The organism is Foliimonas ilicis, from assembly GCF_039939195.1.
GTDB lineage: Bacteria > Pseudomonadota > Alphaproteobacteria > Rhizobiales > Rhizobiaceae > Foliimonas > Foliimonas ilicis.
Genome location: NZ_JBDUUH010000007.1, coordinates 1 through 22,662, shown reverse-complemented (window position 1 = coordinate 22,662; position 22,662 = coordinate 1). Strand labels below are relative to the sequence as shown.

The following is a 22,662-nucleotide window of genomic DNA, read 5'->3' as shown; positions in this document are numbered from 1 at the left end:
GCGAATTCTTGACAGTGTCGTCAACTTGAATATTATGGATAAATAACATTTACATGGCAGGCTTTCGCCTCGTTCGTGGGTGTAGTCTGAACTGTAGCGGTTGGAGTCGCAGATGAGCAAAGTGCCTGCGGGCGGGTTGGGCAAAGCTGCATCGTGGCGACGTGAGCGTAGCCATTTCATTCTGCTTATGCTGATCCCTGCGATCGTTCTTCTGACCGGTCTGATCCTCGTTCCGTTTCTTGTCGGTTTCGGCTTGAGCTTCACCGACTATATTCTGTCGCTTCCGCCTGCGCGCTTTGCCGGATTCGACAATTATCTGGCGCTGCTTTCCACGCCGGAATTCTGGGATTCACTCAGGGTAACGCTCATTTTCACGGTCAGTTCGGTCGCGTTGCAGACTGCAATCGGGCTGGGGCTGGCCATTCTGCTCCATGAAGAAACAAAAGCGGTTCCTGCTCTTCGCGCCATCTATCTTTTGCCAATGGCGGTGACACCGATTGCGGCGGTTTTCACCTTCCGCATGATGTTCAATCCCGGCCTTGGTGTCTTCAATCACATGCTGGTCAGCGTTGGTTTACCGCCGCAGGATTGGCTGGGCACCGGCAATATGGCGCTGTTTTCGCTCATTCTTGTCGATACATGGCAGCATACGCCGTTCATTCTTCTTATTATCGCTGGTGGGTTGGCTTCTCTTCCAGCAGACCCGTTCGAAGCGGCGAAAATCGATGGCGCAACGCCTTGGCAGACCTTCCGGCTGGTGACATTGCCGCTGCTCAAGCCATTTCTCGCAATCGCGCTTCTGTTTCGCTCCATCGACGCGTTCAAGACTTTCGACATCATCTATGTCTTGACGTCCGGCGGGCCGGGGACATCCACGACCACCCTCAACATGTACGCTTACAAGCAGGCGATCGAATTCGTTTCGCTCGGCTACGGCTCCAGCATCGCGATCGTCATGCTGATCATCATTACCATTGTGACCCAGCTATTCCTGCGCCGGTCGCGACTTCTGACAGTGGCGGAGTCCTGAGATGGCCAAGAAAAAGAAAGCTCTGACGCTGGGCGTGGTTCTGCGCCGCGTCATTCTGTGGGGATTTGCAGCCTGGTGCCTGTTCCCAATCTACTGGCTGATCAACATGTCGCTGAAGCAGCCGGTCGATGCGGTGGCGCGTCCGCCAACATTCATCTTCATGCCGACGCTGCAGAATTACATCGAGGTTCTTCAGGACCCGCGTGTGCTCGGCTACATGATGAACAGCCTGATCATCGCGCTCTCCGCTACGTTCTTTGGGCTGCTTATCGGCGCGCCTGCCGCCTATGTGCTGGCTCGCCATCGTTTTCGTGGTGACAGCAAGATCGCATTCTGGATATTGGCGACGCGCTTTACACCGCCCATCGCAATGCTGATCCCGTTCTTCGTGATCTTCTACAATCTAGGTCTTCTCGGCACACATGCCGGGCTGATCATTGCGCATATCGGTATCAATCTGGCGATGATCGTCTGGATCCTGCGCGGCTTCTTTCAGGATTTGCCGCGGGATCTGGAGGAGGCGGCATTCATCGATGGGGCAGGGCGTTTTACATCGTTCCGCAAGGTCATTCTTCCGCTGGCGCTTCCGGGCATCGCGGCGGTCGGCATCCTCACATTCCTGTCATCGTGGAACGAGTTCCTGTTTTCCATGGTGCTCGGCGGCAATGACGTGATGACCGTGCCAGTCGGCATCTACGCCTATATCGGCTTCGAACAGATCGAGTGGGGCAAGCTGTCCGCTGCCGCGACGCTGATGTTGGCGCCTGTTCTGATTTTCATCCTTCTTTTCCAGCGCCAACTCGTTCGCGGGCTGACGCTGGGTGCCGTGAAGTAGTCGTCTGTCTCAACAAGCGGTTACGGAAATGACCGCTCATCATAAAAAGGGGAATTCGCATGACCGACCACAATAATGACCGTCGCTTTGTTTTGACCCGCAGGGCGTTTACGCGCTCGGCAATGCTCGCTGGCGTTGCCTTGGCGGCACCCGCCATCATCGGCCGCTCGGCATTTGCACAGAGCGGTGAAGGACTTGAGGCTTACGCCTCGGCGAATGTCGATTGGAAGCGCGAAGCCGGCAAGAAGATCATGGTCGGCGGCGCAACGCACCCCTGGTCCAATGCGGTTGTGCCTTTCATCCCGCAGTTCACGGAATTGACCGGCATCGAGGTCGAGACGGATTTCCGTTCAGAAACCGAATTCCTGACCGCCTTGCCGATTAAGCTCGCCAGCGGCAGCCGCACGCCTGACGTGTTCATGTATCTGGCATATGGCCAGGGCATTACCGCAGGGTGGCTCGAGCCGCTGAACAGCTATTATGAGAACAAGGATCTCGTCGATCCGGCATGGTACGACGAGGCCGATATTCTCAAGCCCGCCCGCGAATATCCTCTGTGGCACAATGGCGAACGTTATGCGTTCCCGATCACCGCAGAAGCGCAGACGCTCTATCTGAACAAGGCCTATCTCAACGAGAAGGGTCTCGATACGCCAAAGACCTTCGATGAACTTCTGGCTGCGGCTCGCGCGGTGAAAACGGATAGCGTTTCCGGCATCGCGATGCGCGCCAAGGCTGCGGGCAATGCAACCTTCCCGCTGACCGGTTTTATCTATTCGTATGGCGGCGAATTGTTCAAGGATGGCCGTGTCGTCTATGACAGCCCTGAAGCTATTGCGGGCGTTGAAATGTTCACCACGCTTCTGCGTGAAGCCGGCCCAATCGGCGTCAGCAACTACGATTGGTACGAAGCGCTGAACGATTTCATGCAGGGTGCATCTGCCATCACGTCAGACACGTCGAACTTCGCGACAGACATCTCAAATCCGGCAAAAAGCAAGGTATCTGCGGATGCCGCATTCGCCATGATGCCGACTGCGGGCGACAAGCCTTCGCGCCCGAATATGTCGTGCTGGCAGGCTGCCGTGAACTCGAAGTCTGAAAACAAGGACGCGGCATTCCTGTTCCTTCTCTGGGCGACCAGCAAGGCAACCTCGTTGCAGACTGCTGCCAAGGGTCTCGCAACAACGCGCGTATCAGCCTGGGAAAGCGAAGGCTTCAAAAAGGCATTCGGCGATCAGGCAGCGCAGGCAGCACTCGCCAATCTGCAGAATGCCGATGCCGACCTTGCCAAGCGTGCCCGCTTCCATCCGCAATCGCCGCAGATCCTCAATGAGCTGGCCGTTGGCGTCAGCCTCGCTCTGAGCGGAGCGGAGACGGCTGAAAGCGCGATGAAGAAAGCCGCTGCGAAAGCCAACGCACAGTTGCGTACCTAACGCGCCTGAACGGCTGAAAACAGAAAGCCGGAGACAATTCTCCGGCTTTCTTCCCAGAACCTATTGGATACGGGTCAATGACTGAGCCTTTTTCGCTATCTGCTGCAGAACTCGTCGATGCTTACAAAGCGAAAAAACTTTCGCCGGTCGAAGCTACGAAATCGTGTCTCGGACGTATTGCTGCGCTCGATGAAAAACTGAACGCATTCTGTCTGGTGGACGAAGAGAGCGCGTTGGCGGACGCCCGTGCATCGGAGGCGCGTTGGATGCGCAATGAGCCAGCCGGTCTGGTGGATGGGGTTCCGGCCACAATCAAGGATCTGTTCCTGACAAAGAAATGGCCGACGATGAAGGGCTCGCTGACGGTGTCGCGCGAGCAGGCTTGCGATGTCGATGCGCCACCCGTCGCAAGACTTCGCGAACATGGCGCAGTCCTGCTCGGTAAGACGACGACCACGGAATTTGGCCATAAGGGCGTGGGCGATAGCCCGCTGCACGGCACGACGCGTAACCCTTGGAATACGGACCTTACGCCCGGTGGCTCAAGCTGCGGTGCCGGTGTCGCGGCAGCCGCAAGCATGGCGCCGCTCAATCTCGGCAGCGATGGTGGCGGCTCTATCCGCATCCCCGCTTCTTTCTGCGGCATCTTCGGAATCAAACCTGGCTTCGGCCGTGTGCCAAGCGCGCCTGCTTCAATTGCCGGATCATTGCCCGCCAATGGACCGATGACGCGCACGGTCGAAGACGCCGCACTTATGCTGCAGGTGATTGCGGGCGATGATGTGCGCGACTGGACAGCACTTTCGGACGTTGCGTTCGATGCAATTTCCGGCCTTAACAATGGCATCAAAGGCCTTCGCATCGCATATGCGCCAACGATCAGCGGCGCGCCTGTGACCGATGAAGTCGCGCAGTCGGTTGCGCAGGCCGCGGCGGTTTTCCGTGAGTTAGGCGCAACCGTCGATCAGATCGAACTCGACCTGCCAAGTGCGGTCGAAAGCTACACGACGATCCTGTCCGTTACGCTCGCCAGTGCAATCGCACCTATGAACGACGATCAGCGCAAGCTGGTCGATCCCGGCCTTCTCATTATTGCTGATGCGGGAGGCAAACTCGGAGCGCTGGAATATGCGCAGGCTCTGCATGTCGAGCGCGCCGAACTCGGTGCGAGAATGCGTGCGCTTCATGAGACTTATGATCTGCTGATCCTGCCTTCCATGCCGCGCACCGCGTTTCCTGTCGGTGAAGATTTCCCCGGCGACAAGGGCGGCGAGTGGCGCGGGGATTGGACGCCGTTCACCTCGCCATTCAATCTCACCTATCAGCCCACCGCGTCGATACCGTGCGGAATGAGCCCGGAAGGCTTGCCGATCGGTTTGCAGATTGTCGGCCGGGTGCGCGAGGAAGCAACCGTGCTGCGCGCCGCGAGAGCCTACGAAAAGACAAGGACATTTCCTCTTCCGCCTCTGTAAGCGCCCGAACGGGCAGGCTTGCGTAGCGAAGAGCATGAAGATTCGATTGGAGTAACGATGGCACAAGTATCGATCAGCAAGATCGTCAAACATTACGGCGATTATCACGCGGTGAGGGGTGTGGACCTCGACATTGCTGATGGCGAGTTCATCGTTCTCGTCGGCCCATCCGGCTGCGGCAAGTCGACGATGCTGCGCATGATTGCCGGTCTGGAAGACATCACCGATGGTGAAATGTATATCGGTGACAAGCTCGTCAACGACGTTGCGCCGCGCGACCGCGACATCGCGATGGTGTTCCAGAGCTACGCGCTCTATCCGCACATGAACGTGTTCGAAAATATGGGCTTCGGCCTGACGCTTCGGAAGTTCGCGGAAGGCGATATCAAAACGCGCGTCGAGGATGCAGCCCGCATTTTGGGGCTTTCCACGCTGCTCGACAGGAAGCCGAAAGAGCTTTCGGGTGGGCAGCGCCAGCGCGTCGCCATGGGCCGCGCAATCGTTCGTGATCCGGAGGTTTTCCTCTTTGATGAACCGCTTTCCAATCTTGATGCAAAGCTGCGCGTGCAGATGCGCACCGAGATCAAGAAGCTTCACCAGAAGCTCGGCACGACGACGATCTATGTCACCCACGATCAGATCGAAGCCATGACGCTTGCCGACCGCGTCGTCGTCATGAACCATGGCGTTATCGAGCAGGTCGGCCCGCCGCAGGAGCTTTATCGCTCGCCCGCCACGCGTTTCGTCGCGAGCTTCATCGGCAGCCCGTCGATGAATTTCATTCCGTGCAAACTGGAAGGCGATGCGTCCGGTCTGGTTGTCGTGCTGGATGATGGCACGCGGCTTCCCGTGCCGAAAGACCGCGCGGATCGCTATGCCGCCTATGTCGGAAAATCGCTTGAACTCGGCCTACGCCCCGAGCATCTGACGGAGCGAAAGGAAGGCATGTCCGCTGACTTTGCGCCGTTGAAGATCACGGTCGACGTTGCCGAGCCAATGGGTGTCGAAACGCTTGTGCACTTCCTGATGAGCGACGTGATGAATTGCGCGCGTATCGATCCGTCCGTCGATCCGCAGGCAGGCCAAGCTCTCGAGCTCATGGCCAATCTGCGCCACATGCATCTGATCGACACGGAGACCGGCAAGGTCATCTGATCGCGCCTCGTCACCTCGGCAAACAAAACATCTGGAGTTAGTTCGATTGACCGATACTGCACATAATTCTGCCCTCGAAAAAGCGCTTGCCCGCGCAGACGCCAACCTTGACGGCAGCCTCGACCGGTTCTTCGATTTACTCCGAATCAAGAGCATTTCAACCGATCCTGCTTATCGTGACGATTGCCAGAAGGCGGCTGAGTGGCTGAAGGATCAGCTCGAAACGCTTGGTTTTGAGGCCTCGGTGCGCCCGACGGGCGGACAGCCGATGGTGCTGGGTCATGACAAAAGTGCTGAAGGCACGCATGTCCTGTTCTATGGCCACTATGACGTTCAACCGGTTGACCCGATTTCGGAATGGAATTCCGATCCTTTCGAGCCAAAACTTGTCCCGGCAGAAAATGGCGATACGCATATCGTTGCGCGCGGCGCGTCCGACGACAAGGGACAGCTTCTGACTTTCATCGAGGCTTGCCGGGCTTGGAAGGAAGCGAACGGCTCGCTGCCGCTTCCCGTGTCGATCCTGCTGGAAGGCGAGGAAGAAGCTGGCTCAAAAAATCTTGGACCGTTTCTCGACGCGACGCAGGACGAACTCAAGGCAGATGTCGTGCTCGTCTGCGATACGGATATGTGGGACGAGAATACGCCGGCCATCACATCCATGATGCGCGGGCTTTGCGGCGTCGAGGTCGAGATCGAAGCCGCCAGCCGCGACCTTCACTCAGGCGTCTACGGAGGTGCGGCGCGTAATCCGCTGCAGGTTCTGACGACCATCCTCGCCGGATTGCGCGATGCCGACGGACGCATCCTGATCGACGGCTTTTATGACGGCGTGAAAGATCTGCCTTCGCAGATCACCGACCTGTGGGCCAGATTGCCGTTCGACGAAGACGCCTTTTTGAACAAGGTCGGTCTGTCTGTTCCTGCCGGTGAAAAAGGGCGCAGCGTCCTTGAGCAAATCTGGGCGCGTCCCACGATGGAGATCAACGGCCTGATTGGTGGATATACCGGCGAGGGCTTCAAAACCGTGATCCCGGCGAAGGCATCGGCGAAGATTTCATTCCGTCTGGTTGGAGATCAGGATCCGGCGCGCATCTTTGCGGCGTTCCAGGCCCACGTCGAAGCCAAACTGCCAGCGGATTGCACCGCGAAATTCACAGTGCATTCGAGCAGCCGCGCGACCAATGTATCGATGGACAATCCCTATATCGTTCCAGCTTTGAAGGCGCTTTCGGAAGAATGGCAGACTGAAGCAGCCATTGCCGGCGGCGGCGGGTCGATACCTGTCATCAACGAGTTCAAGAAGCGTCTCGGCATGGATTCCCTTCTCGTCGGCTTCGCGCGCTTCGACAATCGCGTCCATAGCCCCAACGAGAAATACGATCTATCGAGCTACAAACTTGGCATACGCTCATGGATACGCATTCTCGCGGCACTTGCTGCGAAGTAAAACTCAAACTCCCGATCTATGAGTTTTCACGCGCCGCTCATTGCGGCGCGATCTCGTTTCGTCTCCGTGTTAATTTCGACGGGCATATTGCCTGCAACTCTTCAGACGGCTTACGGTCGTAAGAATCCAAGGAGTGATGCATGCCCAAATCTTCTGACGGACTTCCAGTGCTGGCTATGCCATCCGGCCAAACTGTACCGGTATTGGGGCAGGGCACTTGGTATATGGGCGAAGACCAGAGGACAGCCCGGCAGGAGGCGGATGCTCTCAGGCTCGGAATCGACCTGGGAATGACGCTGATCGACACGGCAGAAATGTATGCCGATGGAGGTGCGGAGGAGGTCGTCGCCGAGGCTATCAAAAACCGTCGCGATGATGTGTTCATTGTCAGCAAGGTTCTGCCGTCGAATGCGTCTCGCCAAGGAACTGTACTTGCCTGCGAGCGGAGCCTGAAACGGCTGGGATGCGAGACGATCGATCTCTATCTTCTCCACTGGCCCGGTCGCCATCCTCTCGAAGACACGATCGCCGCATTCGAAGACCTCATTCAGGCCGGTAAAATTCGAAACTGGGGCGTCAGCAATTTCGATACGGACCACATGGATGAACTGCTTCGTCTCGCGGGAGAGGGAAGGGTCGCAGCCAACCAGATCCTTTACAATCTTGCCCGTCGCGGCCCGGAGTTCGATCTGATGCCTTGGTGTGAGGAACAGAAGATTCCGATCATGGCCTACTCTCCGATCGAACAGGGCCGCATACTGCGAAATCCCGCGCTGGTGGAAATTGCATCGGAATGTGAGACCACGCCAGCAACCGTGGCTTTGGCATGGGTTTTGAGCCGAAAGGGCGTTATCGCGATCCCGAAATCAAGCAATTCGGATCATTTGCGCGCAAACAGGACGGCGGCCGAACTTGTCCTGAGCGAGGCGCAGCTTGCAAAACTGGAGAAGGCGTTTCCAGGACCGACCCGGCAAGCTCCGCTGGAAATGCTTTAAGCTCACACAAACACGCTACACCTGTGTTGACGCGACGATCCAACCGGCTGTAAAAGCGCCGCACAGGTTGATCCGCTGCGAAATCAAACTTTCGAGTAGCTTCAACTTTCGGAGGGATGGCCGAGCGGTTTAAGGCACCGGTCTTGAAAACCGGCGTGGGGCAACTCACCGTGGGTTCGAATCCCACTCCCTCCGCCAAACACCGCCGATTGCCCTCTATGGCGCGATATTGCCGCAGATCACCGCACTCTTACCAAGCGACGTCGAGAACTGCCGTTTCTACGCTACGGCCTGATATGTCTTGAATATCAGCGATGGCGGCAAACGACCCCATTGCGGACTTTTGTGATAGGGGTTGACGGCTACCAAATGCAGACGTTGGTGGGGACCGTACTCACATTCTTAAAGCAGTCGGGCGCCGGAGCCGTCTTTCGCCAAATGATCATTCGCGTTGACCAGAGGGCAACGTTGCACGCTCAGGCATCCGCAGCCGATGCACATCGCCATCTTGTCGCGAAGCGCCGTGAGAAGCTCGATCCGCCGTGTGAGATCGTAATGCCAATTTTCGGCGATGCGCTCCCAGTCGTGTGTGTCGGGGGACGTGTCCCTTGGCAGTTGAGAGAGCGCTTCGGCTATCTCGGCAAGAGGGATGCCCGCGCTCTGTGCGATCTTGATTACCGTCACGCGTCTCAGGATTTCACGCCTATAGACCCGATGATTGGCCGAAGTCCTTTCGGATGCGATCAGCCCCCTGCGTTCATAGAAATGGAGCGTGGAAACCGGCAACCCGCTACGGCGCGAAAGTTCGCCGACGGATAATTCCTTCTTCGTCATTCGCAATCTCCTTGACCTCAACCAATGTTGAGGCCGTAGCAACATATCCGTCAAGAGGAGACGGGCATGGCGGACACGAGCAGCAACTCAGAGAAGGACACGGAGACATTCGTTTCCTGGAGGGAGTTTCTTGGAAGCCCTTACGCGGCTTCTCTGGCCTTGGTTTGCCTGGCCGTCTGGCTGCACGCAGCCGACAGCTTGATCGTCGCCACCATGCTCCCTTCCATCGTGGCCGAGATCGGCGGGGTCGCTTTGGTGGGCTGGTCCGTCTCGCTCTATGAAATCGGGTCAATCGTCGCGGGAGCGGCAAGTGCGTTGCTGATAATGCGCTTCGGCCTGCGCACGCCGATGAGCATGGCCGCCATCCTGTTCGGGTTCGGCTGCATCCTGAGTGCCGTCAGCCCGACCATGCCGTTGCTTCTGACTGGACGCGCCCTGCAAGGACTCGGCGGCGGCGGTCTGGTGGCGATGGGCTTTGTCGCGGTCGGCCTGATTTTCCCGCGCCGCTATATAGCACGCGCGATGGCGGCCGTTTCGACCCTTTGGGGCGTCTCGGCATTCGCCGGGCCGCTGGTGGGCGGCTTCTTCGTGGAATATGCGACCTGGCGTTGGGGCTTCGCCTTCTTTGCCTGCCATGCATTCGCACTCGCCCTCTGGATCGTCTTGCGAAGCGACGCTGACGTGACGCGATCCACGGCCGACGCTACTGAATTCCCTGTCAAGCGTCTGTCCTTGTTGTGTCTCGCCGTCGTTCTGGCCGCCTTTGGTGGTGTCGAGGTCTCGATCCTGCGAACCGTCCCTTCCGTTGCCGCCGGTCTGGTCTGCCTGATCGCCTTTCTGTGGTTTGATGAGCGCGCGGGCGACACCCGGCTTCTTCCGCGTCGCCCGTTCGATCCGTGGCGGCCGGCTGGTGCCGCGCTGCTCATGATTCTATCCATGTCAATGGCGACTATCGCTGTCACGGCATTCGGGCCACTCCTGGTAACAGCCATTCACGGCGTATCCGCGCTGACTGCCGGTTACATCGTTGCTTGTTCGTCCATCGGCTGGACGGTCATGGCTGTTCTGGTCAGCGGATTGCCCGAACGGTTCGATCGGCTGATGATCGCGCTTGGCATGACGGTCGTGACCCTCAGCATCCTCGGCTTTCTCCATGCGGTTCCCAACGGCCCTGTCTGGCTGATCGCCGTCTTCGCGGCCATGGAGGGCGGCGGCTTCGGGATGGCATGGACATTCATTCTCAGGCGAACGATGGGGCTCGCCGGTGCCGACGAGGTCCATCGAATTTCCGGGGCGATCCCCACGATACAGAGGCTCGGCTACGCTCTCGGCGCGGCCTATGTCGGGATCGTGGCGAATGCCTCGGGTCTGCTGTCCATTGAGACGGCCGCAGACGCCACGAAGGTTGCCCGATGGGTCTTCGCGTCATGTGTGCCTTTCGCGGCAATCGGGTTGATCGCCATGAGCGTACTGGTGCGTGATCGGAGGGGGAATCGCAGCATTAGCAGCGGTAATTGAAACAGCCTGAGCCATAAGTCAGAAAGTCCGCTTTCCACCCCATTCCAGGCATTCGCTCATGCCTCAATTCTTGAGGGTTATAGCGTAAACGTAGTTCTCGGTTTCATCGGCTTCTGCCCGCCATTTCTAATGTAAGCGCCAAGCTCATCTAATCCTGTTCAGGCACCTTCAGGATAACCGTATCGCCTGCGCCAATCTGCCGGCCATCCTGCGTTCGTACGTCGAGGCGGACAGGCAGGCCTGTGTCGCGCTCGACCAATAACGAGCGTTGTTCTTCCGCTTCGAACAGATGACGCTCACCCCATTGCCTGAGAGCGACCATCATCGGGAACAAATCGCGACCCATCCCGGTAAGGCGATATTCCTGGTGCGCGCCGCCATTGGCCGCAGGAGTAAGTTCCAATATGCCGCGTGAAACCAGTGTCCGCAGGCGGTCGGTCAGGATGTTTTTGGCGATGCCGAGACTTTTCTGAAACTCGCTGAACCGCGTCAGGCCATCGAAAGCGTCACGCACGATGAGCAGCGACCACCAGTCTCCAATGGCGTCGAGCGATCGGGCGCTGGGGCAATAGTTTCCTTGCAAACTTTTTCGCGCCACCATTGATTTCGCTCCCTGCTCACTGAACGGATTACATTCATCATTTTCGGTTGCATCATAAAACCGAATCGAATATCTGTCGAATGGTTTCATAATAAAACCAAATAGGCGAAATTCATAATGGCAAATCGGAAGGCAGGGCGCACCTGCTCTGAGAGTGATTACGTGCGCGCTCAGGAAGGCGTGGATGAGAGCAGCAAGCGCTGTGTGGATACCGATGTCTCATCACCACCAAGACCGCCGCTTAGCCGTTCGGTCACATTTCTATTTGCTGTCGCGAGCGGACTGGCTGTCGCCAACGCCTACTTCGCCCATCCGCTCCTGGATGTGATGGCAGACGATCTCGGACTGACACATGCTGTTGCAGGGCTGATCGTCGGTGCTACCCAACTCGGCTATGGATTGGGCCTGATCTTGCTGGTGCCGATGGGTGATCTCATCGATCGGCGCAAGCTCATTGTCGGCCAGTCGTTGCTTTCCGTTCTCGCCCTCATATCCGTTGGATTTTCATCTACCAGCGCAATGCTGCTCGCATCGATGGCGGCTGTTGGACTGCTTGCGGTCGTGACACAAGCGCTGGTCGCTTATGCGGCAAGTCTGGCGCGACCGGCAGAACGCGGACAGGTCGTCGGGGTGGTTACGAGCGGCATCGTTCTTGGCATTCTTCTGGCGCGCGTCGCATCCGGGATTCTGACCGATCTGTCCGGATGGCGCACGGTCTATCTGGTTTCCGCAGTATTGACGCTGGCGATCGCCTGCCTTCTCTACAAGGTTCTCCCGAAACAGGAGAGACGGCATGTGACAATCTCTTATCCAAGACTGATTGCGTCACTTGTCACGCTCTTCGTGGAGGAGCCGGTACTCCGTATTCGTGCCGTCATCGCCATGTTGATTTTCGCCAACATCACGACGCTGCTCACACCGCTGGTGCTGCCATTAAGCGTGCCGCCGTTCTCCTTATCTCACACCGAAATCGGGCTCTTCGGTCTCGCTGGCGCAGCAGGTGCACTCGGCGCGGCACGAGCCGGGCGTTGGGCGGATAGGGGATACGGCCAGCGCACCACTGGAATTGCGCTCGCTCTCATGTTGGTTGCCTGGCTGCCCATCTCATTGCTGGGGCACTCGATATTGTGGTTGATTGCCGGCGTCTTCATTATCGACTTCGGCTTACAGGCAACCCACGTTACCAACCAAGGGATGATTTATCGCGTCAGGCCCGAGGCGCAGAGCCGCCTGACCGCTGCCTATATGCTGTTCTATTCCATAGGCAGCGCAACCGGCTCGTCGCTCTCCACTGTCGTCTATGCACATGCGGGCTGGAATGGCGTCTGCCTGCTGGGCGCGGGCATCAGTGCGTTGACGATTATTTTCTGGGTCATGACCTTGAGCACCACACCTTCAGTGGCAACGCAGCGTTCGATTGCGGCAGAGTGATCCGAATAGCCGTCGCACTCACTTTGTCAGCCAATGAAACGCCCGGCTAAGAACTGCGCGGCCATCCTTGTTGACGGGAGTTCCGTGCGCCATCAGCACCTTCTCTACAGGCCAGGTAAGGATACGTTCAATCGAAGAGCGGGCGGCTTTTCGATTGGTGAACCCCAAACGAAATTTTCTGGGCACGGATGGCTCGCGCGCAACCATCAGGTCCAATTTCGCCACAAGGGCGCGCCAACCGGAAAACCAGCCGGCCGGAAATTGCTGAAGCAGATCGGTGAAAAGCGCGGTGCCGCTTTTGGCGTGAAAGAATACGACTTCGGTCGTGATGACATTGCCGAGCATCACGACCTGATCAATCTCTCCAGCCCATGCCGGGTCTGGATCGTTCCCAAGATCATCATGGAAGGCGATGTCCTTGCGCTTTTCGCGTAAGCCGGGCGCGGCGTAGACGAGCGCATCGGGGTAGGCGCGTTTCCAATCGGCTATGAAAAGATGATGCAGAGAATTGGGAGCAATCAGGTGACGGACTGTGCCAAGAGCATCGACTTCGGCGCGAAGGCCATCCGTCAATCCAGTTGGCGACCAGATGAAAAGGTCTCCATCGTTCAATTTTATGATGGCCATGCGGGTGGGATAGTGAAATCCCAACGCCGCGACTACCTCGCCGCCACTCGCAATCCAGATATCCCGGCCGAATTCTTTCAGCATGCCCGATCCAATGCCACGAGAATTGCAACGTATGGCTGTCGGGAATTTTTATGCGGGTGGGATCGACGTTACAAGCGCCGCGGGGAAAACCAGAATCAGCCGGCAGCGGCGGATTTTTTCGTTTTCCGGACAGGTTTTGGCTTTTCCTTCACAGGCTCCAAAGCCTCGGCCTCTTCCTTCAAAAGACGCGCTTTACGCAAGCGTTCGGTCTTTTTTTCGCGACTGTTCACTTCGCCTTCGATGATGGAACGCGAGATTTTATTCGTAATGTCGCTTTTGCTCTCCGCTTTCGTCGGGATCTGCAGCATTGATGCTTTGGTCGTAAGTTGCGTGCTCAAAAGTGCGTCCTTTCAAAAAACAAAAAAGGCCGGGCATTTCCCCGACCTTTCTCTAGCGTCTCAACATCCAGTGCCAGTACATCCGTGGTCAAAAGTGGAGACGATCCATAATTTCTTAAAAACATATAGAGAGTGAATATGTCGGAAACAAGGGTCAGGTGTAAAACAACTTGATCCGGGTGCCGTTTTTATTTTCCTTTAGAAAGAATGGCCGTGATTTCATCAAACCCGCGCGCGCGGGAATGCTGGATCGGTGTGATGCCATCTTTGTCGGCAATGGATGTGTCTGCGCCCGCATCCACCAACAGCTTGACGATCTGCTGATGGCGGGCGCCACCGTCGCCGAGGATCACGGCCTCGATGAGTGCGGTCCATCCCAGATTGTTGATGTGATCGACATCGACACCAGCTTCGATAAGCGTCTTCACCGTCTCGACGTGGCCGCGCTCCGAAGCGGGAATCAGCGCCGTCCCGCCGTAGCGGTTGGTGCTTTTGATGTCTGCACCATGGGCGAGGGTCATACGGAGAATTTCGAGATGTCCGCGTGCGCCGGCGTAAAGATAAGGGCTGTCCTGTATGGAGTCCTTGGCGTTCACGTCTGCGCCCGCATCGATCAACAGCTTTGCGAGTTCGACATTGTTCGCATGTGTTGTAATGAGAAGGGCTGTCGCTCGATCATCGTTTCGTGCGTCTGGCTGCGCGCCCTGCGCCAATAAAGCGCGGACGGATTCGACATCGCCCTTTGTCGTTGCTTCGACCAAATTCTGTTCAAGCGTGTTTGCCATGGCGGCCCCGATCATGATCGTTAAAGAGGTAAGGACGAGTGCGATTTTTCTGAGCATTCGGCTATTTTAAGCAAATGCGCTTATCAGTCGAGAACCGTTCTCGATCGGCCAGAATGCATCCTAGATAGGCATCATTCGCAGTGCGCCATATTCTTGCCCTGTTGCCGACATAATTGGTTTACACGCTGATAATCAATTTTTGATTAGAAGTGTACTGAAACGAAAATTCCGTCTGCCTGCCGATTGCTGGAGGGTGATCGAGCAGCGAAGATTTCATTCAGGGGACCTTCCAGTATGGCCATATCGAGGCGCGCGCAGATCAGACGCGTATCCACGGTTGCGACTTTGGCGGCATGCGCTGCGGCACTTGTGGCCTGCGCTTCTGCACCGACCTCGAAGGGTATGGTCAACAAAAAGCGTTCCAAGGAATATTTCGCCGAGTCCGAATATGGCGTGAAAGCCAGCCCGCGCGTCACCACCAAGAAATCCAACCTCCAACGGGGAGGGGGACGCGACCAGATCGGCAAGCCGTATAAAGTCCGCGGCAAATGGTACTACCCGAAAGAAGATCAGAATTACGCGAAGGCGGGTGCCGCCTCCTGGTATGGCGATGCGTTTCACGGTCGCCTGACTGCCAATGGCGAAGTCTACGATATGACGCATCTGACCGCGGCACATCCGACGATGCCGCTGCCCAGTTATGCGCGCGTGACCAACACTGCGAATGGCAGCTCGGTCATTGTCCGTGTGAATGATCGCGGACCGTACTCCAATAACCGTATCATCGATCTGTCCAAACAGGCCGCCACGATGCTGGACTACACGCATTCGGGCACCGCGAATGTGAAAGTTGAGTATGTCGGGCGTGCGCCTCTGCATGGCGAAGATGACCAGTATCTGATGGCATCTTATCGTCCAGGCGGTCGCGCTCCCGATCCTTCCGATGGCTTGCCGACCGGCGTGATGATCGCAATGAATGGCGCAACGCCCAGCGGCAGCATGTCGGATGCGCCAACACCATTTCCAAACCAGCCATTCGGCCAGGCTCAGGCTTATTCAGACGCGCCGGCAGGCGGCGAAATCGCGCTGCCTGCATTCGGTCCGCAAGTGCCGGAGCGTCCGCCATTCGGCATGCAAACGCAGGTTGCTTTCGCAGAAATGTCTTATGCAGATAAGCGCATAAGCAGTGCAGCGCACGCATTCTCATCGGTCGACAATGGCCGAATGTCCGCCGCAGATATTTCAGGATCCTGGAAGAAGCTCAATCCGAATTCCAGCGTGGCGAACACACCGAGCCCTTATGTGGCGGCAGGTTCATTCGAGCAGGCTGATGAAGCCAAGACCGTTGCCAGCGCATTGGGCGCGTTCGGAAAGACCGTTCTGGAAAAGACGATCATCGACGGAAAATCGATCTACACGGTTGATCTTTATCAAGACGGCAAGAGCTCTCTCGATGATATGCTCGAGGCGGCGTGGTCGCATGGCGCGCCAGAAGCTATCGCTGTTCGCGACTAACACGACGGCGTTTGGCTAACGCCAGTTTTTGCTGAACCCGGTTGATCCTCAGTCAAAGCTTGATACCGTGGTCAGCATCAAGTTTCCTTGGCGGGGGCATGTTTTGGTTCACAGACGCATATCCGGCTTTGTAGCCATATTTTCACTCATTCTGGTGCTTTCGACCGGACAGAGTTCCTTTGCTCAATTGTTCGAAACACGCGCAGAGCAAGCATTCATGCTCGATGCCGAAACCGGCACCATTCTGTTTTCCAAAGACCCGGATGCGTTGATACCGCCTGCTTCGCTGGCGAAGCTGATGACCATGGAAGTCGTATTCAACGCCATCAAATCCGGTCGCTATTCGTTGGACGACACGTTTTCGGTCAGTGAGAACGCCTGGCGGACGGGCGGCGCACGGTCCGGCGGCTCGACGATGTTTGCCGAACTCAAATCCACGATCCGGCTGGAAGATCTGATCCAGGGCGTGGTCGTTCAATCCGCCAATGATGGCTGCATCATTATCGCCGAAGGCATGGCAGGCTCGGAAGAGAATTTTGCAGCGCTGATGACCGAGCGTGCCCGTGCAATCGGTTTGGAAAAATCCGTGTTCAAAAATTCGACCGGCCTGCCTGCCGACGGCCAGGTGGTAACGGTTCGCGAACTTGCCATGCTTGCGAACCATATCTGGCGCGAATACCCGGAATTCTACAAATTCTACTCTCAGCGCGATTTCACCTGGAACAAGATCAACCAGAGAAACCGCAATCCCTTGCTCGCGGCTGATATCGGTGCCGACGGTATGAAAACGGGCTTCACGGAAGCATCTGGCTACGCGATCGTGGGATCGGTGCAGCGCGATGGAAAACGCATTTTCGCCGCGATGAGCGGCATGAAAACCGAACGGGAACGCGCAGAAGAATCCCGCAAGCTGCTCGATTGGGGTATGCGCGCCTTTGAAAAATCCGAACTCTTTGCCCAAGGTGAAACGGTTGCGGAAGCGGGCGTTTACGGTGGTGAGAAATCGAAGATCAATCTGGTAGCCAAAGGCCCGGTTTCCATCTTCGTGCCAATCACCAATCGCGACCGTCTTGTCGCGCGCATCGTCTATGAGGGGCCGTTGGTGGCACCCGTAGAAGAAGGCGTCCAGGTGGGAAGCCTGCGCGTCTGGATCGGCGATACGCTGAGCCAGGAAACGCCATTGTACACGGCAGAGAGCGTGGCGGTCGGGCCGATTTACAGCCGCGCGTTCGACGCTATTGGCGAATTGATGATCGGCTGGATGCGTCGTACGCCTTCCTGACATCTGCCTCAGCGATTCCCGAATTTCTCTTTAATCGTGGACGCGACCGCACTCGCGCCTTAAAACGCCGTTGAAACTCTCGGCTGCCAATCGGCGACAGGACTGGATGATTTGAAACGAGGTTTGTTCATAACCTTTGAAGGCGGGGAAGGGGCCGGCAAGTCGACGCAAATCGACAGGCTGGCGAAGCGCTTGCGTGCAAAGCGCTATGACCTCGTCGTCACCCGCGAACCGGGTGGCTCGCCTGGCGCGGAGGCTGTGCGGCATGTTCTTCTTTCTGGCGCTGCCGAGTCGCTTGGTCCTCAAATGGAGGCCATTCTATTCGCTGCGGCGCGTTCCGATCATGTCGAGCAGATTATCCGACCGGCAATCGAGCGTGGCGAAATCGTTCTGTGTGACCGTTTTCTGGATTCATCGCGCGTATATCAAGGCGCGACTGGTGATCTTGATGCAAGTTTCATGGGAACGCTGGAGCGTGTGGCCATCGACGGTTTCATGCCCGATCTAACGCTGATTTTCGATCTCGATCCCGCTGAAGGCCTGAAGCGAGCAAGCGTGAGACGCGGCGCGGACGTAGCGGACCGTTTCGAGAAAGAAACGCTCGATCTGCATGAGCAGCGACGGGAAGCATTTTTGGAAATTGCCCGCAACGAGCCTGAACGCTGCGTCGTTATCGATGCGTCTCTTTCTGCCGACGATGTGGAAAACGCAGTTACCGCAGCCGTCTTCGAGCTTTTGGAAAGCCGGCAAAGCGAGCGCGCCATTCACTTGAACGAGGAGGCGTAATGTTCGAACGTCTCGCACCCGAACAGCATGATACGCTTGAAGGCGTTCCAGAGCCTTCAGAAAACCCCGCTCTTTATGGACATGAGACCGCCCGCGCGATGCTGGCCAGCGCCTACAAGGCTGGCAAGCTGCCGCACGCGCTGCTGTTCAGCGGGCCGCAGGGTATCGGCAAGGCAACGCTTGCGTTTCATCTGGCCTATCACCTGCTCAAGCATGGAGACAGCGCGCAGGCTCCAGACATGCTGGCAGAACCCGATGTGAATTCGCAGCTTTTTCGACAGATGGCGAGCGGTTCGCATCCATCAATTTTGCATCTAACGCGACCGCTGAACGACAAGACCAAGAATTTCAAGACCGTGCTTACGGTTGATGAAATCCGCAAAGTAAGCCGGTTCTTGTCGATGACGTCGCATGATGGAAGCTACCGTGTCGTTATCGTCGACCCAGCCGACGACATGAACACCAATGCCGCAAACGCGCTGCTCAAGAACCTTGAGGAGCCGCCATCGCGCACGGTTTTCATCCTTATCGTTCATGCGCCCGGCAGTCTGTTGCCGACAATTCGCTCGCGTTGCCAAACGGTTCGCTTGTCCGCGCTTGACCAGGATGGATTGATCGGCGCTCTTGGCGCGGCGAACCACGAATTGCCGGAGGGAGATGGGAGTGCAGCCGAACTCGCCCGCCTTACGGAAGGAAGCGCGCGCAAAGCAATTCTGCTCACCCAATATGGCGGGCTTGAGATTGCAAATGCGATCGAACAGATCGTTGGTGTCGACGCGCTCGATATCGGTGCGGCCTACCGTGTGGCGGAAGCCGTGAGCGGGCGCGATCAGGCAATCCAGTTTCAGCTTTTTAACGAGCATTCTCTGGCATTGCTTTCCAAAGCTGCGACTACTGCCGCACATGAGGGCAACCAGCAGCGGGCGGCAGCTCTTTCTGAAGCCTGGGAAGCGACGCGTGCCGCAATAAACGAAACCGAAACATACAATCTCGATCACAAGCAGCATGCGCTCGAGACAATCTATCGTCTTCAGAAATCGATGCGAATGTAACGGTCGCCATATTCGGGCGGGTGGCGCTCGATCACCCTATAGGCTATTTGAGCCTCAACATTCATCGATTTTGACGGCAGACCTGATGTCACGCGAAAAATTCTATATTACGACGCCGATTTTCTACCCGAACGGCAAACCGCATATCGGCCACGCATATACGGCGATTGCCACGGATGCGCTGGCTCGTTTCCAGCGTCTGGACGGAAAGGACGTGTTCTTTCTGACAGGAACGGACGAACACGGGCTGAAAATGCAGCAGACGGCGGAGAAGGAAGGCATCAGCCCGAAGGCTCTTGCCGACAAGAATTCTGCCGTTTTCCGCGAGATGCTTGCAGCAGTCGGCGGCTCGAACGACGAATTCATCAGAACGACCGAAGAACGCCACTACAAGGCCTGCCAGGCAATCTGGAAGCGCATGGCCGACAATGGCGACATCTATCTCGACAGCTATGGCGGTTGGTATTCGGTCCGGCAGGAAGCCTATTTCGACGAAGGTGAAACGACCGTCGGCGAAGATGGCGTGCGGCGCGAGCCGCTTGGTTCGCCTGTGGAGTGGACCGAGGAGGAAACCTATTTCTTCCGCCTTTCCAAATATCAGGACAAGCTTCTGGAGCTTTACGAAAGCAATCCCGATTTCGTCGGCCCGACCGAGCGCCGCAATGAGGTGATGAGTTTCGTGAAGTCAGGTCTGCGCGATCTTTCCGTTTCGCGCACGACATTCGACTGGGGCGTTCCGGTACCGGGTGACGAAAAGCACGTCATGTATGTGTGGGTGGACGCATTGACCAACTACATCACCGCTGCCGGTTATCCTGACCTGGACAATCCGAAGTGGGATTACTGGCCGGCACATCACATCATCGGCAAGGACATCGTGCGGTTTCACGCCGTCTATTGGCCAGCATTCCTTATGTCCGCAGGCATCGAATTGCCAAAGCGCGTTTTCGCACACGGCTTTCTCTTCAATCGCGGAGAGAAAATGTCGAAGTCGGTCGGCAATGTCGTCGATCCGTTCTCGTTGATTGAACGCTATGGCCTTGATCAGGTTCGCTACTTCTTCCTGCGCGAAGTGCCGTTCGGGCAGGATGGCAGCTACAGCCACGACGCCATCGTCAACCGCACGAATGCCGATCTGGCGAACGACCTTGGCAATCTTGCGCAGCGCTCGCTTTCGATGATTGCCAAGAACTGCAATGCAGCAGTGCCTGCGAGAGGCACGTTGAACGACGCCGATAGCGAAATCCTCGATAAAGCTTTGAATTCGCTGGAAATTGCACGCAAGGCGATAAAGGATCAGGCAATTCACCACGCATTGGCTGCGATTTTCGCGGTCGTGGCGGATGCCAATCGATATTTTGCCGCGCAAGAACCCTGGGCGCTGAAAAAGACCGATCCGCAACGCATGGAAACGGTTCTGCACACGACGATCGAGACGATCAGAAGGCTTGCAATACTCTGCCAGCCATTCATTCCGGGATCGGCGGCAAAACTTCTCGATCTGCTTTCTGTCGATCAGGAAAAGCGTGGCTTCGAGCATGTAAGCGAAGACAGCGTCCTTGTCGCCGGTACATCTCTGCCGACGCCGCAAGGCGTGTTTCCGCGTTATGTTGAGCAAGCCGAAGCGGAGGCGTAATCGGTGCTCGTCGACAGTCACTGCCATCTCGATTTTCCGGATTTTGCCGAGGAGCGCGACGCAATCGTCGCGCGTGCCGAGGCCGCCGGTGTCGGCCGTATGGTGACGATTTCGACGCGTGTCAGGCGCTTTGCGTCTGTGCTCGAGATTGCCGAAGCATATGAAAACGTTTTTTGCTCGGTGGGCACGCATCCTCACAATGCGGACGAAGAGCTGGACATAGGCGTGGACGAGCTCATTCGCCTCGCAGAGCATCCGAAAGTGGTTGCCATAGGCGAGGCGGGTCTCGACTATCATTATGACAAGTCGTCTCGTGAAGGCCAGGCGACGGGTTTTCGCCGGCACATAGATGCGGCACGCCGTACCGGACTTCCGTTGGTCATTCATGCGCGCAGCGCCGATGACGATATGGAGTCCATACTGCGCGAAGAGACGGAAAGCGGTGCTTTTCCGTTCATCCTGCATTGTTTCTCGTCTGGCCGGAAACTCGCTGAAGCTGGCATCGAACTTGGCGGCTATGTCTCGTTTTCAGGCATATTGACGTTTCGCAATTCGGAAGAATTGAGAGCGATCGCCAAGGACGTTCCACGCGACAGGCTTTTGGTGGAAACGGATGCACCTTATCTTGCGCCTATGCCATTCAGGGGTAAACGCAACGAGCCTGCGCATGTGGTCAATACGGCGCGCGTTCTGGCGGATGTTCAAAACGTAAGTTTCGAAGAAATTTCAAAGGCTACGACGGAGAATTTCTTCCGGCTTTTCAGCAAGGTTCCGCATCCTGACAGGCAGGGCAACTGAGCGGTGCGGGACATTCTGCGCCTTACAATTCTCGGCTGCGGATCATCTCCGGGCGTTCCGCGTATCACAGGCGATTGGGGGGATTGCGATCCGTCAAATCCCAAGAACCGCCGTATGAGAGCGGCCGCCTTGGTCGAGCGCATATCGGCTGCTGGCGGCGTTACCAGTGTCGTCATCGATACAGGTCCGGACTTTCGCGAACAGATGCTGTTGGCGGCGGTCAAAAAGATCGACGCCGTTGTCTATAGTCATCCGCATGCGGATCATATTCACGGCATCGATGACCTCAGAAGCTACGTTCTGGAACAGCATCAACTCATTGATATTTATGCAGACAATCCTACTATGGAGCGTTTACAACAGGCATTCGGCTACTGCTTTGAGACACCCGAAGGAAGCTCTTATCCGCCAATTCTAAAGGCGCACATCATCGATCATTCGCAGCCCATAAGTGTCGATGGCGATGGCGGCGTTATCGTTCTCGAACCGCTGGCGCAGATCCATGGCGATATAATCTCGCTCGGATTTCGCGTCGGCAATATAGCGTATTGCTCGGATGTCAGCGACTTTCCGCCTGACACGGTGAGCAAGATGGCTGATCTCGATACGCTTGTGATCGATGCGCTGCAGTACCGTTACCATCCAAGTCATCTGTCGGTCAGCCAAGCGCTTGAATGGATCGAGCGCTTGAAGCCGCGGCAAGCAGTGCTCACGCATATGCATGTGCCACTGGACTATGAGAGGATTTCAAACGAAACTCCGTCTCATGTAATGCCAGCATTCGACGGAATGATCATCGAAACAGCCTTGTAAACTGGCATTCTGCATCACATTTAGTTCCATAATCTATCTTATGTGACTTTTGTGTTCGACTTGGGGCAGATTCCATTTTCAAATGCAACGAAGACAATAATGGCCATGATTTCAGGAGGATGGAAATGGCCCGCTCTTTTGTGCAGTTGAGTTTGGACGAACGCCGCGTCGTTGCGCGCATGTATGAGA

Annotated in this window: 21 protein-coding genes and 1 tRNA gene; 17 read left to right on the top strand and 5 right to left on the bottom strand. The window is 56.7% G+C overall.

Features of this window, described 5'->3' with window-relative positions; genetic code table 11:
• Positions 1-112: 112 nt before the first annotated feature.
• From ABFT80_RS15935 to ABFT80_RS15900, 8 genes are all read left to right on the top strand, one after another.
• Positions 113-1,030, top strand: a complete 918-nt coding sequence (locus ABFT80_RS15935) for a carbohydrate ABC transporter permease (protein ID WP_347972909.1) — start codon at positions 113-115, stop codon at positions 1,028-1,030.
• 1 nt (position 1,031) lies between these two features.
• Positions 1,032-1,865 carry a carbohydrate ABC transporter permease gene (locus ABFT80_RS15930; RefSeq protein WP_347972908.1) on the top strand — a complete coding sequence of 278 codons (834 nt, stop codon included), beginning with the start codon at positions 1,032-1,034 and terminating at the stop codon, positions 1,863-1,865.
• 59 nt (positions 1,866-1,924) lie between these two features.
• Positions 1,925-3,301, top strand: coding sequence for an ABC transporter substrate-binding protein (locus ABFT80_RS15925; protein WP_347972907.1), 1,377 nt, complete (start codon positions 1,925-1,927; stop codon positions 3,299-3,301).
• Between the two features lie 77 nt (positions 3,302-3,378).
• On the top strand, positions 3,379-4,773 hold the full coding sequence (locus ABFT80_RS15920) for an amidase (protein ID WP_347972906.1): 1,395 nt from the start codon (positions 3,379-3,381) through the stop codon (positions 4,771-4,773).
• 57 nt (positions 4,774-4,830) lie between these two features.
• Positions 4,831-5,928: an ABC transporter ATP-binding protein gene (locus ABFT80_RS15915; protein WP_347972905.1), complete on the top strand. Its 1,098-nt coding sequence runs from the start codon at positions 4,831-4,833 to the stop codon at positions 5,926-5,928.
• Positions 5,929-5,974: 46 nt separating this feature from the next.
• Positions 5,975-7,378 (top strand): dipeptidase, encoded by a 1,404-nt coding sequence (locus tag ABFT80_RS15910; RefSeq protein ID WP_347972904.1) that lies wholly within the window; start codon positions 5,975-5,977, stop codon positions 7,376-7,378.
• 140 nt (positions 7,379-7,518) lie between these two features.
• Positions 7,519-8,373: an aldo/keto reductase gene (locus ABFT80_RS15905; RefSeq protein ID WP_347972903.1), complete on the top strand. Its 855-nt coding sequence runs from the start codon at positions 7,519-7,521 to the stop codon at positions 8,371-8,373.
• Between the two features lie 110 nt (positions 8,374-8,483).
• Positions 8,484-8,571: transfer RNA gene (locus ABFT80_RS15900), tRNA-Ser, on the top strand.
• 204 nt (positions 8,572-8,775) lie between these two features.
• Here the strand turns inward: ABFT80_RS15900 and soxR are convergent.
• Positions 8,776-9,228, bottom strand: a complete 453-nt coding sequence (soxR, locus tag ABFT80_RS15895; RefSeq protein WP_455189952.1) for a redox-sensitive transcriptional activator SoxR — start codon at positions 9,226-9,228, stop codon at positions 8,776-8,778.
• 45 nt (positions 9,229-9,273) lie between these two features.
• Between soxR and ABFT80_RS15890 the strand changes: the two genes are divergently transcribed.
• The gene (locus tag ABFT80_RS15890) at positions 9,274-10,725 is read left to right on the top strand and encodes an MFS transporter (protein WP_347972901.1); all 1,452 of its coding nucleotides are present in this window, start codon (positions 9,274-9,276) and stop codon (positions 10,723-10,725) included.
• Positions 10,726-10,873: 148 nt separating this feature from the next.
• On the opposite strand, the gene ABFT80_RS15885 is transcribed toward ABFT80_RS15890, so the two are convergent.
• Positions 10,874-11,326, bottom strand: a complete 453-nt coding sequence (locus ABFT80_RS15885) for a winged helix-turn-helix transcriptional regulator (RefSeq protein WP_347972900.1) — start codon at positions 11,324-11,326, stop codon at positions 10,874-10,876.
• A gap of 180 nt (positions 11,327-11,506) precedes the next feature.
• Here ABFT80_RS15885 and ABFT80_RS15880 point away from each other — a divergent pair, with 180 nt between their 5' ends.
• Positions 11,507-12,757, top strand: a complete 1,251-nt coding sequence (locus ABFT80_RS15880; protein WP_455189955.1) for an MFS transporter — start codon at positions 11,507-11,509, stop codon at positions 12,755-12,757.
• A gap of 18 nt (positions 12,758-12,775) precedes the next feature.
• Here the strand turns inward: ABFT80_RS15880 and ABFT80_RS15875 are convergent, their stop codons facing one another.
• The 3 genes from ABFT80_RS15875 to ABFT80_RS15865 all read right to left on the bottom strand — a co-directional run bounded on the left by ABFT80_RS15875 (position 12,776) and on the right by ABFT80_RS15865 (position 14,591).
• Positions 12,776-13,468 carry a DUF4336 domain-containing protein gene (locus ABFT80_RS15875; RefSeq protein ID WP_347972898.1) on the bottom strand — a complete coding sequence of 231 codons (693 nt, stop codon included), beginning with the start codon at positions 13,466-13,468 and terminating at the stop codon, positions 12,776-12,778.
• A gap of 95 nt (positions 13,469-13,563) precedes the next feature.
• Positions 13,564-13,806 (bottom strand): hypothetical protein, encoded by a 243-nt coding sequence (locus ABFT80_RS15870; protein WP_347972897.1) that lies wholly within the window; start codon positions 13,804-13,806, stop codon positions 13,564-13,566.
• A gap of 188 nt (positions 13,807-13,994) precedes the next feature.
• Positions 13,995-14,591, bottom strand: a complete 597-nt coding sequence (locus ABFT80_RS15865) for an ankyrin repeat domain-containing protein (protein ID WP_347972896.1) — start codon at positions 14,589-14,591, stop codon at positions 13,995-13,997.
• 294 nt (positions 14,592-14,885) lie between these two features.
• On the opposite strand from ABFT80_RS15865, the gene ABFT80_RS15860 reads away from it, so the two are divergent.
• The 7 genes from ABFT80_RS15860 (at position 14,886) to ABFT80_RS15830 (ending at position 22,473) form a co-directional block, all read left to right on the top strand.
• Positions 14,886-16,106 (top strand): septal ring lytic transglycosylase RlpA family protein, encoded by a 1,221-nt coding sequence (locus ABFT80_RS15860; RefSeq protein ID WP_347972895.1) that lies wholly within the window; start codon positions 14,886-14,888, stop codon positions 16,104-16,106.
• Between the two features lie 118 nt (positions 16,107-16,224).
• Positions 16,225-17,388, top strand: a complete 1,164-nt coding sequence (locus ABFT80_RS15855; protein WP_455189954.1) for a D-alanyl-D-alanine carboxypeptidase family protein — start codon at positions 16,225-16,227, stop codon at positions 17,386-17,388.
• Positions 17,389-17,499: 111 nt separating this feature from the next.
• Complete coding sequence (gene tmk / locus ABFT80_RS15850; protein WP_347972894.1) at positions 17,500-18,174, top strand: dTMP kinase; 675 nt, start codon at positions 17,500-17,502, stop codon at positions 18,172-18,174.
• Positions 18,174-19,226 (top strand): DNA polymerase III subunit delta', encoded by a 1,053-nt coding sequence (locus tag ABFT80_RS15845; protein ID WP_347972893.1) that lies wholly within the window; start codon positions 18,174-18,176, stop codon positions 19,224-19,226. The genes tmk and ABFT80_RS15845 overlap by 1 nt, the downstream gene beginning before the upstream one ends.
• 85 nt (positions 19,227-19,311) lie before the next feature.
• Entirely contained in the window at positions 19,312-20,862 is a 1,551-nt protein-coding gene (gene metG / locus ABFT80_RS15840; RefSeq protein ID WP_347972892.1) for a methionine--tRNA ligase, read from the top strand.
• A gap of 3 nt (positions 20,863-20,865) precedes the next feature.
• The gene (locus tag ABFT80_RS15835; RefSeq protein WP_347972891.1) at positions 20,866-21,660 is read left to right on the top strand and encodes a TatD family hydrolase; all 795 of its coding nucleotides are present in this window, start codon (positions 20,866-20,868) and stop codon (positions 21,658-21,660) included.
• A gap of 3 nt (positions 21,661-21,663) precedes the next feature.
• Complete coding sequence (locus ABFT80_RS15830; protein ID WP_347972890.1) at positions 21,664-22,473, top strand: MBL fold metallo-hydrolase; 810 nt, start codon at positions 21,664-21,666, stop codon at positions 22,471-22,473.
• The last annotated feature ends 189 nt before the right edge of the window (positions 22,474-22,662 follow it).

Coding starts and splice junctions, on each gene's coding strand:
- ABFT80_RS15935 (WP_347972909.1), top strand. CDS start 113: ATGAGCAAAGTGCCTGCGGGCGGGTTGGGCAAAGCTGCATCGTGGCGA.
- ABFT80_RS15930 (WP_347972908.1), top strand. CDS start 1,032: ATGGCCAAGAAAAAGAAAGCTCTGACGCTGGGCGTGGTTCTGCGCCGC.
- ABFT80_RS15925 (WP_347972907.1), top strand. CDS start 1,925: ATGACCGACCACAATAATGACCGTCGCTTTGTTTTGACCCGCAGGGCG.
- ABFT80_RS15920 (WP_347972906.1), top strand. CDS start 3,379: ATGACTGAGCCTTTTTCGCTATCTGCTGCAGAACTCGTCGATGCTTAC.
- ABFT80_RS15915 (WP_347972905.1), top strand. CDS start 4,831: ATGGCACAAGTATCGATCAGCAAGATCGTCAAACATTACGGCGATTAT.
- ABFT80_RS15905 (WP_347972903.1), top strand. CDS start 7,519: ATGCCCAAATCTTCTGACGGACTTCCAGTGCTGGCTATGCCATCCGGC.
- ABFT80_RS15890 (WP_347972901.1), top strand. CDS start 9,274: ATGGCGGACACGAGCAGCAACTCAGAGAAGGACACGGAGACATTCGTT.
- ABFT80_RS15885 (WP_347972900.1), bottom strand. CDS start 11,326: ATGGTGGCGCGAAAAAGTTTGCAAGGAAACTATTGCCCCAGCGCCCGA.
- ABFT80_RS15875 (WP_347972898.1), bottom strand. CDS start 13,468: ATGCTGAAAGAATTCGGCCGGGATATCTGGATTGCGAGTGGCGGCGAG.
- ABFT80_RS15865 (WP_347972896.1), bottom strand. CDS start 14,591: ATGGCAAACACGCTTGAACAGAATTTGGTCGAAGCAACGACAAAGGGC.
- ABFT80_RS15860 (WP_347972895.1), top strand. CDS start 14,886: ATGGCCATATCGAGGCGCGCGCAGATCAGACGCGTATCCACGGTTGCG.
- ABFT80_RS15845 (WP_347972893.1), top strand. CDS start 18,174: ATGTTCGAACGTCTCGCACCCGAACAGCATGATACGCTTGAAGGCGTT.
- metG (WP_347972892.1), top strand. CDS start 19,312: ATGTCACGCGAAAAATTCTATATTACGACGCCGATTTTCTACCCGAAC.